The organism is Streptomyces sp. NPDC127106, assembly GCF_042677605.1.
In the GTDB taxonomy this organism is placed as follows: domain Bacteria; phylum Actinomycetota; class Actinomycetes; order Streptomycetales; family Streptomycetaceae; genus Streptomyces.
In genome coordinates this window covers 17,529-30,757 of sequence record NZ_JBHXTC010000006.1, presented here as the reverse complement: position 1 = coordinate 30,757, position 13,229 = coordinate 17,529, and the positions used below count along the sequence as shown (strand labels likewise).

Below are 13,229 nucleotides of genomic sequence, written 5' to 3'. Positions count from 1 at the left end.
TTACGCGTGTTCTCGTGGGTTGTTTTTTTTTTTTAACCCACCCCCCCCCCCCCCCGCTTCCAAAGGTGCCCCGGGGGGGCGGGGGCGTTCTGCGTCCTCTGCGTTCTGCGTCCTCTGCGTTCTGCGTCCTCTGCGTTCTGGGCCTCGGGCTTCGGGCTTCGGGCTTCGGCGGTGGTCAGGCGGGCACGTCCGCTTCCCGGTGCATGCCCATGCACAGTGCCCAGATGACGAGGACGTTGATGGCGATGAGGATCAGGGCCCACAAGGGGTAGTACGGCAGCCACAGGAAGTTGGCGATCGCCCCGAGGCCGGCAATGGCCACGCCGAAGTAGCGTGCCCACAGGGCTCCGTTGACCACGGCGAACCCGGCGAAGACCAGGATGATGCCGAGGATCAGGTGGATCCAGCCCCAGCCCGTCAGGTCGAACTCGAACACGTAGTTGCGTGTGGTGACGAACAGCGAGTCCGTGGCGATGGCCGAGATCCCTTCGAAGACCGCCATCGCACCTCCGAAGATCATCAACGCTGCCGCCAGGGTGGTCGTGCCGGATGCCGGGGCGTGCGTGGGGCTCGGGTACGCGGGGTTCGGCGGGGTCGGCGGGTTCGTCCGGGATCCGGCGGCGTCGCTGGCCATCTCTTTCTCCTTCTGGCAGGCCGGCCTGCCCCGCCAGGACGGCGATCCCCTGTTTCAGCGTGTCACGGGGGTCTGCCGTCGGCATTCCGGCCTGGCCCGCCCGCCGGGCGGCGCTTGCGGTGGCCGGAGTTCACCCGTGCGGCCCGATCCCGGGCGGCGGTCTCCGGGTAGAGGAGGCTGCGTCCGATCCCCGTGCCCCTCCCCCACCCCGGAGGCCTCGTGCCCGTCATGACCGGCTCCTACAGACCCGGCACCCCGTGCTGGATCGACCTGATGGTGCCCGACCAGCAAGCCGCCCTCGACTTCTACGCAGCCCTCTTCGGCTGGTCCGGCGAGATCGGCCCGCCCGAGACCGGCGGGTACTCCGTCTGCCTCTACAAGGAGCAGCCGGTCGCCGGGATCATGAAGGCGGTGAACCCCGACGGGTCCACCCCCGACCCGATGCCCCCGGCCGTCTGGACCACGTACCTGGCCGTCCACGACGTGCACGAGGTGGTCAGGGCGGCCGCCGCGGCCGGCGGCAGCACCATCATGGACCCGATGGAGGTCATGGACCTCGGCCGGATGGCCGTCCTGGCCGACCCCACCGGGGCCGTCTACGGCATCTGGCAGGCCGGCACCTTCCCCGGCGCCGGGATCGTCAACGAGGACAACACGCTGACCTGGAACGAGCTGGCCACCTCCGACCCGGAGGCGGCCGCCCGCTACTACAGCACCATCCTCCCGATCACGCCCGCCCCCTCCGAGATCCCCGGCGCCGAGGGCTACACCGAACTCAAGGTCAACGACCGGTCCGTCGGCGGGATGATGTCCCTGGACCAGCACCCGAAGGGCACACCGCCCCACTGGCTGGCCTACTTCCGCGTGGCCGACGCCGACGCGACGCAGGCCGCCTGCGAAAAGGCCGGCGGTAGCGTCATGGCCCCCGCCTTCGACATGCCGGTCGGCCGGATGGCCGTCCTCGCCGACCCACAGGGCGCGGTCTTCGCCGTGATCAAGCCCAGCGAGGCCCCCGAGCAGCCCGACCCGATGTGACGGGGCCGACGGGCCGCCGCCGACCGGGTGCGGCGGCCCGGAGGACCGACCGGGCAGGGGGAAGCGCCGATGGGGCGTCAGCGCGCGCAGTACCGGCTCGTAGGCCCGGGTCCAGCGGCCGGCGATGTACCCCGCGGGCCGCACTCAGTAGTGGTAGCGCGCCTGGGCGATCTCCACGGCCTGGTCCTTCATCCTGTACACCAGCCGATGCTCATCGGTGATCCGCCGGGACCACCAACCCGACAGGTTCTCCTTGAGCGGTTCCGGCTTTCCGGCTCCTTCGAACGGGGTGCGCTGGATCTCCTTGATCAAGCGGTTGATCCGCTTGAGGATCTTCGGGTCGGCGGTTGCCCAGTACGTGTACTGCGCCCAGGCCCGACCCGAGAAGACGACCTTCACGCGGCAGACCCGGTTCCTTCCGCATCCTCCACATCGATCAGCTCTCTGGCCTGGCCCTGCCCGGCGTCCAGCTCTGCGATGGACTCCATGAGGATCTGTGCGTTGCGCGGCGAGCGGAGCAGGTAGACCGTCTCCTGCCAGGACCGGAAGTCCTCGGCAGACATGATCACAACGTCGCCGTGCTCCCGGGAAGTGACCTCTATGGGCACGTGGTCCTCGTTCACCTGCCGGATCAGCGGGTAGAAGCGCTGCCGGGCCTCGTTGGCCGAGATCGACATGGGCTGACCTCCTGATGCGGGACTGCACACGGAGTCGTACGGAATTACCGTACCAGTCTCGGCCGACAGGCGAACCTGGACCGGTCGGGCTCCCTGGGTGGCGCCGGTCATCACATCCGCACCGGCCCGCCGAACTCGCACCACACCGACTTCCCCGGCGACCTCGGCAGCGCACCCCACCGGTCCGAGACGGCCTCGACGATGCGCAGGCCGTAGCCGTCGCCGATGCGGGTGCCCGACAGGCCCGGGCCGCTGTCGTGGACTTCCAGCCGCACGGTGGTCGCGGAACCGATGAGCCGGACGCGGTAGTACCGGCCGGGCGCGACGCCGTAGCGGAGGGCGTTGGTCGCCAGCTCGCTCACGCAGAGCAACAGGTCGTCGCGGTGGTGGGTGACACCCCACACGTCAAGTGTTTCCGCCGTGAACTGCCTGGCAGTGGCGACCGTTTGGCGGGAGCGCGGGAAGTAGCGGTCCCGCATCAGGGCGGGTTCAATCTCCTGGATCACGGGGCGATCGTCGCGGTGCGTGACTAACGTGGAGCAGTGCGACCACCCGTACCGATGCATTGGTACGGGTCGGTACGGGTACATCGCGGGCGCAGGTGGGGAGTCCGAAAAACATGCCGCCGAGGAAACGCGTACCGAAGAACGGCACCGCCTTGAAGATGGTCGGGGCACAGGTGGCCGTACTCCGGATCAGGAAGGGCCTGACACAGCGCCAACTGGCCAAGTTGGTGCGGATGGAAGAGGAGACGATCGCCTCGATCGAGCAGGGCAGACGGGCCCTGATGCCGGACGTGGCCGAGGCCATGGACCGGGTGCTGGAGTCAGGTGGGGTACTGGCGGCGGGGGTGGAGAAGCTGCCGGCGGTGGATCAGGTGCCGGTGTGGGCTGAGGAATACCTGGACCGCGAGCGCGATGCCCTCGCGATCTCCTCTTACGAGAACCAGGTGCTGCCAGGACTGCTTCAGACCGACGGCTACGCGGAGGCGGTGTTCCGTAGCCGCGTTCCGCTCCTGCCGAACGATGTGATCACCGCGCAAACGGCAATCCGCACGGAACGACGGGGGATACTGTGCCGATCCGTCCCCGTCACCCTCAGCTTCATCGTCTGGGAGCCGGTTCTGCGCCTGAAGTTGGGCGGCCCGAAGGTCTACCGGGAACAGCTCACACATCTGATCAGCTGCTCGGAACTGCCGGGTGCGTCCATCCAGGTCTACCCCCTGGACCGCACCAGCCACCCGGCGCTCGACGGCCCCTTCGTGCTCCTTGAGACCCCCGACTACCAGCGCCTGGCGTACACGGAAACGCAGCGAGGGAGTCAGCTCATCTCCGACATGAACGAGGTGAGCATCTTGGAGCGCAGGTATGCGATGCTGCGGACACAGGCCCTCAACCCGGAGGAGACGAGGGCCGAGTTGGACCGGCTGCTAGGAGAGCTATGAGCACCGCACTGACGTGGTTCAAGTCCAGCTACAGCGGGAGTGATGGCGGCAACTGCGTCGAGGTCGCCGCCTGCCCCGGCGCCGTCCACGTCCGGGACTCCAAGGTCACCGGCGGTCCGGTGCTGGACCTGGCTCCTGCCGCCTGGACGGCACTGACCGGCTGGGTCGCCGGCCGGTAGCGCGGGACGGTGGGCCTTGCGCGCCGTCCCGCGCTACCGGACCCGTGAGGTGTAGGACTGCCTCCCCCGGGCGGGGGAGGCAGCCAGAACCGCAGGGGGACGCGGGCCGGCGGACCCCAGGGCGACCCTGACAGGGCAGCAACGCCTCGAAGGAAGCCACGGAGCCCGCCATGAGCCTCGCCACCGCCCGCACCCCGCGTCCCGGGACCGACCCGCGTCCGCGTCCCCGTCCGCACAGCCGGAGCGGCGTACCCGTTTCTCAGGTGCCGCGCGCCGCCGTGTGGGCCGCATACGCGATCCCGCTGTGCGCCCTGCCCTCGGGACTGTGGCGGATCGCCCTCGTGGCGGGCTGGCCCGACTGGTACGCGCCGCACGCCTGGCAACCGTGGGAGCGCCCGTACGTGCTGTCGCTGTCGCTGGTCGCCGAATGCCTCGCCCTGCTGAGCCTGGCGCTGGTCAAACCCTGGGGGGAACGGGTTCCGGGCTGGGTGCCGCGGCTCGGCGGGCGCGCGGTACCGGCGGGAGTGGCGGTCGTCCCGGCAGCCACGGGTGCCTTCCTCGCCACCGCGTTCTGCGCCTACGTCGTCCTCAACCACTTCTTCGCGTTCGTGCCGCCCCTCAACGACACCGGCGAGACCTTCCCCACCAGCGGGCCCGGCGCCTGGGCCCTGTGGATCTGCTACGCGCCACTGCTGGCCTGGGGCCCGCTCCTCGCGTACCTCACCCGCGCCTACTGGCTGCGACGGCGGGCGGCAACCACCGGCGCGGCGCGGACCACGACCCCCGCCTGATGTCCGAGGAACGGCCTGCTCACGCCCCCGGTGGGGCGTGAGCAGGCCTCGCATGCGGCTTCAGCGGTAGCGGGTCATCGGTCAACGGGGTCAGCGGGTCAGCGGGTATGAGTGCCGACCGGTCGCCTCATCGATCTCCGTGTGCGCCTTCTGCAACATCTGGGACGCGAGATCCATCAGCGCGCGTGCGCCGGCGATCTCTTCTCCGACCCGCAGCTGCTCCGGGTCGGAAGGGTGACGCATGGCGTAGCCGCGCGCCCGCATCTCGGAGCCGTCACCGAGTCTGACCATGGCCGCCGCAGTGGTGCGGTGACCGTCCTCGGTGAATTCGAGCTCCACGTGCCACCCGACGAGTGTGGACATGGTGCATCACCTCCAGGGCTCAGCCTTGTCACTCCAGGGTGCGCCCGGGGGGACGGGAGCGCGAGCGGGCTGGGCAGGGGCGAGGCGAAGGCGCGAGAGGCGGGCAGGAGCCGAGGGTCGGGGTAGTGGCCGACCAGCGTCGGAAGAGTGCGATCGCTACGCACTGCGGTCGAGTCGGCGACTGGCCCCCGTCCGGGAAGGGGAGCGCGGCAGGTCGCTGCTGCGAGGAGCGAACGCGTCAGGCGGGGAGGGGGATGCCGGTGATGGTGAGGCCGCCCGGCGGGGTGGTGGCGCCGACGCCTTGGACCTTGGCGAAGACAACCTTCAGGGTGGTGGCCTTCGGCTGGGCGCGGTCCCAGGTCTCGATCACTCCGGTGAACGAGCCGTGGGGTGCGAGGTTGCCCGGCCACTGGGTGAAGGCGGGGTCGTTCGACGGGGTGTAGACCTGCCCTTGGTCGTCGACGGCCGTGAAGTTGCCGAAGAGCTGCAGCACCCGGCCGGACGAGGAGTGGTTCACGGCTCGCACGTGGAGGCGGAGGGCACGCACCGGTGTCTTCTCCACTTCCTTGACCGTGACCGTGATGTCTCCGCCCGTGGCGGACCAGCTTCCGGTGATGGACCGTTTCGCATGGTTCGCCGGGGGTGGCGGAGTGGCGGGGCCAGGAGTGGACGTGGCGGGCCGGGGCGGGGTCTCGGGCTGGTCACCGTCGGAGACGCTGACGGCGATGGCGACCGCGAGGCCGATCACGCCGACGATGCCGCCGATGCCGGCCCAGCCGGGGTGGCTGAGGAATTTCCCGAGCCAGCGGCGAGGAGGTTCGGGCTGCTGCATCGGTCACAGGGTGACGGCAGGGGGCCGGGGAGTCGAGCGTCGAAGGCGGCGTGTCGCCCCTTGAGGAAGGTCAGGGGGAGGTCTCGTAGCGGGCTACGCGCTCCGAGACGGAGTTCAGGAGAGGGGTGAGGCGCTCGACCAGGCGCTGGTAGTCGCGGGTGGCGCCGTCCGACCACTGGCCCAGGCCGACCACCATGGCCCGGCCCTGGCCGGTGAACGCCTGCACCATGCCGCTGTCCGGCGGGAGGGTCTTCAGACCCGACGCCGGCGGCGGGGCCTGGGCGCCCACCTGGTAGTCCATGGGCGCCGATCCGAGCCGGGTCACCAGGCTCACGGTGTCCATCGGGTCCTTCATCGTGAAGACGGCCAGGTTGAACTGGTTGTTCTTGGCGTCCTTGTACAGCGCGACCTGCTCGCCGACGCACCCCTTGCCCTGGGCTATGTAGTCGGCGAGGAGCGGTCCGACCGAGTCGGGTTCGGTGCACGACTTCAGTGCGACCGCCCCCACCTTGGTGTACGTACCGCCGGCGGGGTCGGTCACCTGGTCGGGGAAGACATCGGCCAGCCCGATCATGGGCCGGTCAGCCACGGAAGGCGACGGGGCGGCAGCCTTGGGCACGTCGACGCTCTCGTCGGTCCCGGACCGCAGGACGAAGAAGACCACTGCGGCGACCACCAGCCCCAGCGTCACGTTCAGGACCCAGGCCCTCTTCCGGAATCCGCCCACCGGCGTCGCATCGCTCACCCCGACACCCTAGTGATCACCCCCGAACGATTGAACATTCGCAGGTCACAGCATCATCACGAGCAAGGGGCAGCAGCCGCACACACCCCACAGATCACCAAAAACGGAACATCACCCCTCCGGCAGCGCAAGCACCATCAGGATGACCGCGGCAGGCGGCAGGACCGCACCCCACGCAGCAGCGCGCCGCACCCTGTCGAACCGGCTGCTCCGCGGCAACAGCCAGACCCCCAGCAGCAGCCCGGGCGTGACCACGATCGTCGCCACCCATCCCGCCATCACAGCCGCGAGGGCCGCGTCCAAGGCTGCCGAACAGTTGTCGGGTCCGCAGCTGTCCGCGGCCATCGGCGCGAGTCCGCCGAACATCAGGGCCACCGGCACGAGCAGGACCGCAATCACCGTCGGCCAGACCTGCGAGAAACCGGGCGCGAGCTCATCGTTCATACCTGTCAGTGAACGCCGCCTCCCACTCTCCCCGCCTCAGCTCCCCTACTCGACTCACCCCCGTACACGTACTCACCACGCCGTCCCCAGCGACCTCGACGACCGTCAGCCGCCAACCACCCGCAGTACGTAGCGATCTGTCGCGCCCACCGGCCCCAGACGGCCGCCAGACGCCGAGACGAGAGAAGCGCGTAGCGATCTGGGGCGCCTGACCGGCCCCGATGGGCTTCTGGTCAGCATTTCGTGCAGGTCGGAGGCCTCATCGCTCCCGAACGGGCCCTGGTGTCGGCCTTCGGGGCGGCTGTCTCGTGCCCGCACCCCCGGCGCCGGGCGGCCCTGGTGGCCCTGGTGGCAGGGGAATGTTGCGAGGCGGAGCCGTGGACCCTGCGTCTCTGACGAGACCCGTCCCTTGAACTGTCCCCCTGGCCATCCTTCGGGGGCTTCCCGGCAGTCTGTTGGCATTCCGGGGCGGGTCGGCCTGTCAAGGGTGGAGCGAAGCGACATCGCGCAAGCGACGCGACGAAGGAGCGCCCTTTACAGGCCGGCCCGAACCGGAAGGACAATGGGCTGCCGGGAAGCCCCCGAACACTCCCCCGACCCCGAGTACACGGACCCCGCTCACCGCACCCGCCGTGCAGCCTCCCGCCCCCGAGCTGCCGAGCTGCCGAGCTGCCGAGCTGACGGATTCCCCCGCCACCCCGCCCTCCCCCACCGCACCCGCCGTACCGTGCACCGCATGGGCAGAGCGCGGCACGCCAGGCCGCAGACCAGGCGGCGTGCCAGGCCGCAGACCAGGTGCCGTGCCAGGCAGCAGACCGGGTGGAAACCCTGGGCCCGCGCCGCCGCCTGGTGGCGGTGCTGGCGCACCGGGCCGCAGCCCGGCCTCTCCGGCCACGTCTGGCCCCTCCGTTAAGCGGGACGGCCTCCTTCCCCGCTGCTCACCCTCCCCGCCCTCCCCCCCCTCCCCGCCCTCCCCCGCCCGGGTTGATTCCGCAAGGGAACCCGGTGAATTCGCGTGACGCGGACCCGGCCGCCCCTGGGCCGCCACCGGCCCGGTGCCACATTCCTCTCGCACACAGCACAGCCGACGCGAACAGCAGTCGGAAGGAGAGGGATGAGCAGAGCCAGAGAACGGGGCGACGCACGGTGAACCACACCCATCGCGGACGGCCCGACGACCAGTCTCACCGGCACCCCACCCGACGGCGCCCCGGCCCCGGCACCGGCCCCGGCACCGCCACCACCACCGCCCTAGCCACCACCCTCACCACCCTCACCACCCTCACCACCCTCGCCGCCCTAGCCACCCTCGCCGGCACGCTGCTCCTCCTGCCGGTCCTGGCCGTCCTCGGCTCCGCCTCGCCCGCCCACGCCGGCGACGACCGGAGCCTCGGAAACACCGGCTACGAGCCGCACAACGCCACCGCCAACCCCCGCCGTCCGAGCCAGGTCGCCGTGATGCAGGGGTGCACGGTCCGGATCGACAACAACTACGGCAAGGACAACTTCCCGATCACGCGGACGTCGACGCTCCCGTGCAGCAGCGACCCGGTCCTCGCCTTCGACTCGCAGGGCCGCCTCTTCGTCAGCCACCTCTCCACCAGCTTCAACACCGCCGGCCGCTTCGGCGTCGGCGCGGCCCGGATCAACGACACGACCACCCCCGGCACCCAGACGTACACGGCCACCCAGGTCAGCGGGAACAGCCCGAGCAACCACGACAAGCAGTGGCTGGTGGCCGACACGAATCCGGCGAGCCCCCACCGGGACAACCTGTACCTCGTCTGGACGCACCTCACCGGCCCCCCGTGGGAGATCCAGTTCTCCCGCCTCACGCCCGGCGCCACCCGCTGGTCCCCGCCGAGCGTGCTGTCCAGGGCCGCCGAGGGGAGCACGTGGCCCTCCCACGCCGCCGTCGCCGCGAACGGCGACCTCTACGTCGCCTACCACGCCGACCTCTGCCGCGAGGGCTTCGACGGGACCGCCACCCAGGGCACCACCATGCTCCTGCGCGACGGCTCCGGCGGTGCCGACTTCGCCGCGGGCACGGTGCTCCAGCGGGAGGCGGCGTTCGCCGCGGGCCAGTCCACCGTCACCTGCAACGTGCAGAGCGACCCGGGCAACGACGTCCCCGGCACCGATTTCTGGCTCCAGGGCAGCATGCAGCCCTGGGTCCTCCCGGACCCGGCCCGCCCCGGCAACGTCTACGTCGTCGCCAACGACGACCCGAACGACACCTTCGCCAACGCCGACGACGCCGACGTCGTCATCGCCCGCTCCACCGACCACGGCCGGACCTTCACCCGCGGCCGGGTCGACCACGGCCCGGGCCAGACGTTCGCCGTGATGCCCACCGCCCACATCGACCAGGACGGCAATGCGGTCGTCACCTGGTACGACAACCGCAGCGGCCGCCGCAACAACGGCACCGGCGCGAACGGCGGCAGCAACTTCCTGCTGGAGCTGTACGGCACCACCAGCCGCGACGGCGCGCAGACCTGGTCGCCGGACTTCCGCGTCAGCGACGCCCCCTTCGACCCCGACCTGAACGCGCCCTGCCGTTTCTCCTGCGCGACCGGCTCCACCCAGCAGACCCTGCGCATCGGCGAGTACAACGGGCTGTGGACCGTCGACGGGATCGGATACGCGTCGTGGACCGGGAACACCACCCCGCCCACGCCCACCACGCAGGCCCAGGGCACGCAGACCACCTACTTCGACGTGTTCTCGACGCTCGCCGCGTTCCCCGATCCCGCCGAGCCGAACGAGTCGATCGACGCGGCGGTGGCCGCCGCCCTCGGCTCGGACGACCGATTCAACCGGGCACGGCTCACCCTGCACACCGCCACCGACGTGGACTTCTTCCGGATCGAGCCGCGCCACACCGGCCACGTCACCGCCGAGATCACCTTCAACGAGGTGGTCTCGCCGCTCCTCGTCCGCGCGTACGACAAGTTCGGCACCCTCGTCGCCTCCGGGACCACGGCCACCGCCCGCCCCGGCACCTCGACGTCCCGGCTCGCGGTCCCGGTCGTCCAGGACGAGCCGTACTTCCTCGCGATCAGCGACGCAGCCGTGGCCGACCCGACCCGCCCCGGTGACGCCTCGCCGACCGACCCGCCGCAGGCCGTGTACGACCTGGCCGTCGCGAACCGGGCGGCGCCCGAGCCGTTCGGCCTGGACCTCAAGCGGGAGTCGGACTCGGGCCGCTTCGACAACGACGACGTCACCAGGATCGCCGGCCCGGACCTGTTCCTCCGCGTGAACGACGCGGAGCTGCGGGCCGCCGGCATCGCCCCGTCCCCGCAGAACGCCACACCGCAGCTCGACGACGACGCCCCCGGCTTCAAGGTGGCCGTGGAGCGGGACGGGCAGCGGGTGGGCTTCGCCCAGCCGGTCGACCCGGTCGCCAAACCGGGGCTGTACCGGATCCGCCTGGATCCGGTCCTGACGGAAGGGGAGAACCTGATCACCGCCGAGGTGATCGTCGTCGACCCGTCCGACGACCCCCGTACCGCCGGCACCTCCCACGTCACCGGGTCGGGAGCGGAGAGCACGCACCGCCTCCTCGTCACCCTCGACACGACCCCGCCGGCCACCCCGGCCACCGCGCCCGACCTGCTGTCGTCGAGCGACACCGGCGGCAACGACGCCGACAACATCACCACCCTCGTCAAGCCCGCCTTCCAGGGCGCGTCAGTGGAGCCGAACGCGCTGGTACGGCTGCTGGCCACGCCGGCGAAGGGCGGTGCAGGGCCGACCGTGGTCGGGAAGGACACCGTGACGTCGGGCGGCGAGTACCAGGTCGTCAGCTCCGCGCTGCGCGACGGCCCGTACGGCATCGGCGTGCAGCTGGAGGACCTGGCGGGCAACGTGGGCCGGACCTCGCCGGTGCTGGGCGTGACCATCGCCCAGCACGCGCTGCGGCTCACGGGCGCGACGTCCGACCTGGTGGTCGACATCGCGGACGGCCGGGTGACGGGCTACCCGGGCGTCCCGGGCGGGTTCGTCGGCATCCTCGGCATCCCCCTCGTACACCTCGACGCGAGCGGGCACGGCGCGGCCGTCCTGGGCGGCGCCCGGGACGACCAGCTGACGTTCACTCCGACCGGCACCGACAGCGGCCGCCTCACCCGGGCGGCGTCCGCGCAGACGGTGAACTTCTCTCACGTCAAGGGCGATGTGACGGTCAGTCCGGAAGGCGGCGACGACGAGGTCACCATCGTCGGCACCACCCGGGGCGACCGGATCCGCGGCGTCGTGAGCGCGTTCACGACCCTGCGGGTGGAGGCGCTGCCGCTGGACCTGCGCGCCCCGCAGAAGCTGCGGGCGCTGCTCGGACTGCGGATCACCACGGGGCAGACCGAGCGGATCGGGGTCCTGGCCCGCGGCGGTCAGGACACGGTGGACATCACCGTCGACGACACGGTCGGCGCCCAGCTGTCCGTCGACGGCGGGGATCCGACCGGGGTCGAGCCGCAGAAGGGCGACGAGCTGGTCGTGCGGGCGGGCTCGCCCCACGCCGTGCTGCACGAGGACCGCGCCAAGCAGTCGGGGTCGGGCTCGGTGTTCGTCAGCTACCCGGAGACGACCCACGCCAAGACCCGCGTGGACTTCTCGGACGTCGAGTCCGTCACGCAGAACAACGACCGCCCCGAAGGCAAGGAGGACAAGCGGGCCGGGCGCAAGCCCTGACCCGGACGCCCTGACCGGGGCGCCCTGACCGGCACACCCTGCCAGTTCAACGGGAACGGAAGAGCCCCCGTCCCCTCCCGCTGCGGCGGGAGGGGACGGGGGCTTCGTCACGTCGGACGGTCCCGGACGCTCAGCGTTCGTTGCGGAGCCAGCCGGCGACCTCGGTGGCCCAGTACGTGAGGATCGTGTCGGCGCCGGCCCGCTTGATGCCGGTCAGGGTCTCCAGGACGGCCCGGTCGCGCTCGACCCAGCCCTTCTCGGCGGCCGCCTCGATCATCGCGTACTCGCCGCTGATCTGGTACGCGGCCACCGGCACGTCCACGGCCTGCGCGACCCGGTACAGGATGTCCAGGTAGGGGCCGGCCGGCTTGACCATGACCATGTCGGCGCCCTCCTCCAGGTCGAGTGCGAGCTCCCGCAGGGACTCCCGGGCGTTGGCCGGGTCCTGCTGGTAGCTCTTGCGGTCGCCCTGGAGGCTGGAGGCGACGGCTTCGCGGAAGGGCCCGTAGAAGGCCGAGGAGTACTTCGCCGTGTAGGCGAGGATCGACACGTCCTCGTGCCCGGTCTCGTCGAGCGCGTCGCGGATCACGCCGACCTGGCCGTCCATCATGCCGCTCGGGCCGACGACGTGGACGCCGGCGTCGGCCTGGACCTGCGCCATCTCCGCGTACCGCTCCAGGGTGGCGTCGTTGTCGACGCGGCCCTGTGCGTCGAGCACGCCGCAGTGCCCGTGGTCGGTGTACTCGTCGAGGCAGAGGTCCGACATGATGACGAGGTCGTCGCCGACCTCGGCCTTCACGTCGCGGATGGCGACCTGGAGGATGCCGTCCGGCTCGGTGCCGGCGGTGCCGAGCGCGTCCTTGTTCTCGTCCGCCGGAACGCCGAAGAGCATGATCCCGGCGACGCCGGCCTCGACCGCCTCGACGGCGGCCTTCCGCAGCGTGTCCCGGGTGTGCTGGACCACGCCCGGCATGGCCGAGATCGGCAGCGGCTCGCTGATGCCTTCCCGGACGAACGCCGGGAGGATCAGGTCCGAGGGGTGCAGTCGGGTCTCCGCGACCATCCGCCGCATCGCCGGGGTGGTGCGCAGCCGGCGGGGCCGCGAGCCGGGGAAGGATCCGTACGCGCTCATCTTCAGTCGCCTCTTCGAGCTTCGACAGCAGTCGGCACCAGCGTAGAGCCCTGGCCGGGCGGGAAACGGGGCGGGCACGACCGAGGGGACCCGGGCACGACCGGAGGGGACCCGGACACACCCGGAGGGACCCGGACATGGCACAGGGGCCGGGGGGGGGGGGGGGCCCGGGCCCGCCGCCCGAGCGGCCGGGGGGGGGGCGGGAGGGCGGGGGGGCGCGGCGCGCGCGCGCGGGGGCGCGCGCGCGGGCGCGAGCGC

At 71.3% G+C, this 13,229-nt stretch carries 14 protein-coding genes; 5 read left to right on the top strand and 9 right to left on the bottom strand.

Annotation, left to right across the window (positions count from 1 at the left end):
• Window positions 1-175: 175 nt before the first annotated feature.
• Entirely contained in the window at window positions 176-634 is a 459-nt protein-coding gene (locus tag ACFVGY_RS08330) for a hypothetical protein (RefSeq protein WP_385672961.1), read from the bottom strand.
• Window positions 635-862: 228 nt separating this feature from the next.
• Between ACFVGY_RS08330 and ACFVGY_RS08325 the strand changes: the two genes are divergently transcribed.
• A complete protein-coding gene (locus tag ACFVGY_RS08325; protein ID WP_385672958.1) occupies window positions 863-1,669 on the top strand; it encodes a VOC family protein in 807 nt (268 codons plus the stop codon).
• Window positions 1,670-1,813: 144 nt separating this feature from the next.
• Here the strand turns inward: ACFVGY_RS08325 and ACFVGY_RS08320 are convergent, their stop codons facing one another.
• From ACFVGY_RS08320 to ACFVGY_RS08310, 3 genes are all read right to left on the bottom strand, one after another.
• Window positions 1,814-2,068, bottom strand: coding sequence for a Txe/YoeB family addiction module toxin (locus tag ACFVGY_RS08320; RefSeq protein WP_385672955.1), 255 nt, complete (start codon window positions 2,066-2,068; stop codon window positions 1,814-1,816).
• The gene (locus ACFVGY_RS08315) at window positions 2,065-2,346 is read right to left on the bottom strand and encodes a type II toxin-antitoxin system Phd/YefM family antitoxin (protein WP_385672952.1); all 282 of its coding nucleotides are present in this window, start codon (window positions 2,344-2,346) and stop codon (window positions 2,065-2,067) included. The genes ACFVGY_RS08320 and ACFVGY_RS08315 overlap by 4 nt, the downstream gene beginning before the upstream one ends.
• A 110-nt stretch (window positions 2,347-2,456) precedes the next feature.
• Entirely contained in the window at window positions 2,457-2,852 is a 396-nt protein-coding gene (locus ACFVGY_RS08310; protein ID WP_385672949.1) for an ATP-binding protein, read from the bottom strand.
• A gap of 113 nt (window positions 2,853-2,965) precedes the next feature.
• On the opposite strand from ACFVGY_RS08310, the gene ACFVGY_RS08305 reads away from it, so the two are divergent.
• The 3 genes from ACFVGY_RS08305 to ACFVGY_RS08295 all read left to right on the top strand — a co-directional run bounded on the left by ACFVGY_RS08305 (window position 2,966) and on the right by ACFVGY_RS08295 (window position 4,760).
• Window positions 2,966-3,790 carry a Scr1 family TA system antitoxin-like transcriptional regulator gene (locus ACFVGY_RS08305; RefSeq protein WP_385672946.1) on the top strand — a complete coding sequence of 275 codons (825 nt, stop codon included), beginning with the start codon at window positions 2,966-2,968 and terminating at the stop codon, window positions 3,788-3,790.
• Window positions 3,787-3,969 carry a DUF397 domain-containing protein gene (locus ACFVGY_RS08300; protein WP_385672943.1) on the top strand — a complete coding sequence of 61 codons (183 nt, stop codon included), beginning with the start codon at window positions 3,787-3,789 and terminating at the stop codon, window positions 3,967-3,969. The genes ACFVGY_RS08305 and ACFVGY_RS08300 overlap by 4 nt, the downstream gene beginning before the upstream one ends.
• Before the next feature lie 170 nt (window positions 3,970-4,139).
• Entirely contained in the window at window positions 4,140-4,760 is a 621-nt protein-coding gene (locus ACFVGY_RS08295; protein WP_385672940.1) for a hypothetical protein, read from the top strand.
• Window positions 4,761-4,850: 90 nt separating this feature from the next.
• Here the strand turns inward: ACFVGY_RS08295 and ACFVGY_RS08290 are convergent, their stop codons facing one another.
• The 4 genes from ACFVGY_RS08290 to ACFVGY_RS08275 all read right to left on the bottom strand — a co-directional run bounded on the left by ACFVGY_RS08290 (window position 4,851) and on the right by ACFVGY_RS08275 (window position 7,144).
• The gene (locus tag ACFVGY_RS08290; RefSeq protein ID WP_385672937.1) at window positions 4,851-5,123 is read right to left on the bottom strand and encodes a DUF1876 domain-containing protein; all 273 of its coding nucleotides are present in this window, start codon (window positions 5,121-5,123) and stop codon (window positions 4,851-4,853) included.
• 238 nt (window positions 5,124-5,361) lie between these two features.
• Window positions 5,362-5,955 (bottom strand): hypothetical protein, encoded by a 594-nt coding sequence (locus tag ACFVGY_RS08285; protein WP_385672934.1) that lies wholly within the window; start codon window positions 5,953-5,955, stop codon window positions 5,362-5,364.
• Between the two features lie 70 nt (window positions 5,956-6,025).
• Window positions 6,026-6,700, bottom strand: a complete 675-nt coding sequence (locus tag ACFVGY_RS08280; RefSeq protein WP_385672931.1) for a hypothetical protein — start codon at window positions 6,698-6,700, stop codon at window positions 6,026-6,028.
• A gap of 111 nt (window positions 6,701-6,811) precedes the next feature.
• On the bottom strand, window positions 6,812-7,144 hold the full coding sequence (locus tag ACFVGY_RS08275; protein WP_385672929.1) for a hypothetical protein: 333 nt from the start codon (window positions 7,142-7,144) through the stop codon (window positions 6,812-6,814).
• Between the two features lie 1,146 nt (window positions 7,145-8,290).
• Here ACFVGY_RS08275 and ACFVGY_RS08270 point away from each other — a divergent pair.
• On the top strand, window positions 8,291-11,839 hold the full coding sequence (locus tag ACFVGY_RS08270; RefSeq protein WP_385672927.1) for an Ig-like domain-containing protein: 3,549 nt from the start codon (window positions 8,291-8,293) through the stop codon (window positions 11,837-11,839).
• A gap of 130 nt (window positions 11,840-11,969) precedes the next feature.
• On the opposite strand, the gene hemB is transcribed toward ACFVGY_RS08270, so the two are convergent.
• Window positions 11,970-12,971 carry a porphobilinogen synthase gene (gene hemB, locus ACFVGY_RS08265; protein WP_385672924.1) on the bottom strand — a complete coding sequence of 334 codons (1,002 nt, stop codon included), beginning with the start codon at window positions 12,969-12,971 and terminating at the stop codon, window positions 11,970-11,972.
• Window positions 12,972-13,229: the final 258 nt, after the last annotated feature.

Coding starts and splice junctions, on each gene's coding strand:
- ACFVGY_RS08330 (WP_385672961.1), bottom strand. CDS start 634: ATGGCCAGCGACGCCGCCGGATCCCGGACGAACCCGCCGACCCCGCCG.
- ACFVGY_RS08325 (WP_385672958.1), top strand. CDS start 863: ATGACCGGCTCCTACAGACCCGGCACCCCGTGCTGGATCGACCTGATG.
- ACFVGY_RS08315 (WP_385672952.1), bottom strand. CDS start 2,346: ATGTCGATCTCGGCCAACGAGGCCCGGCAGCGCTTCTACCCGCTGATC.
- ACFVGY_RS08305 (WP_385672946.1), top strand. CDS start 2,966: ATGCCGCCGAGGAAACGCGTACCGAAGAACGGCACCGCCTTGAAGATG.
- ACFVGY_RS08300 (WP_385672943.1), top strand. CDS start 3,787: ATGAGCACCGCACTGACGTGGTTCAAGTCCAGCTACAGCGGGAGTGAT.
- ACFVGY_RS08295 (WP_385672940.1), top strand. CDS start 4,140: ATGAGCCTCGCCACCGCCCGCACCCCGCGTCCCGGGACCGACCCGCGT.
- ACFVGY_RS08290 (WP_385672937.1), bottom strand. CDS start 5,123: ATGTCCACACTCGTCGGGTGGCACGTGGAGCTCGAATTCACCGAGGAC.
- ACFVGY_RS08285 (WP_385672934.1), bottom strand. CDS start 5,955: ATGCAGCAGCCCGAACCTCCTCGCCGCTGGCTCGGGAAATTCCTCAGC.
- ACFVGY_RS08275 (WP_385672929.1), bottom strand. CDS start 7,144: ATGAACGATGAGCTCGCGCCCGGTTTCTCGCAGGTCTGGCCGACGGTG.
- hemB (WP_385672924.1), bottom strand. CDS start 12,971: ATGAGCGCGTACGGATCCTTCCCCGGCTCGCGGCCCCGCCGGCTGCGC.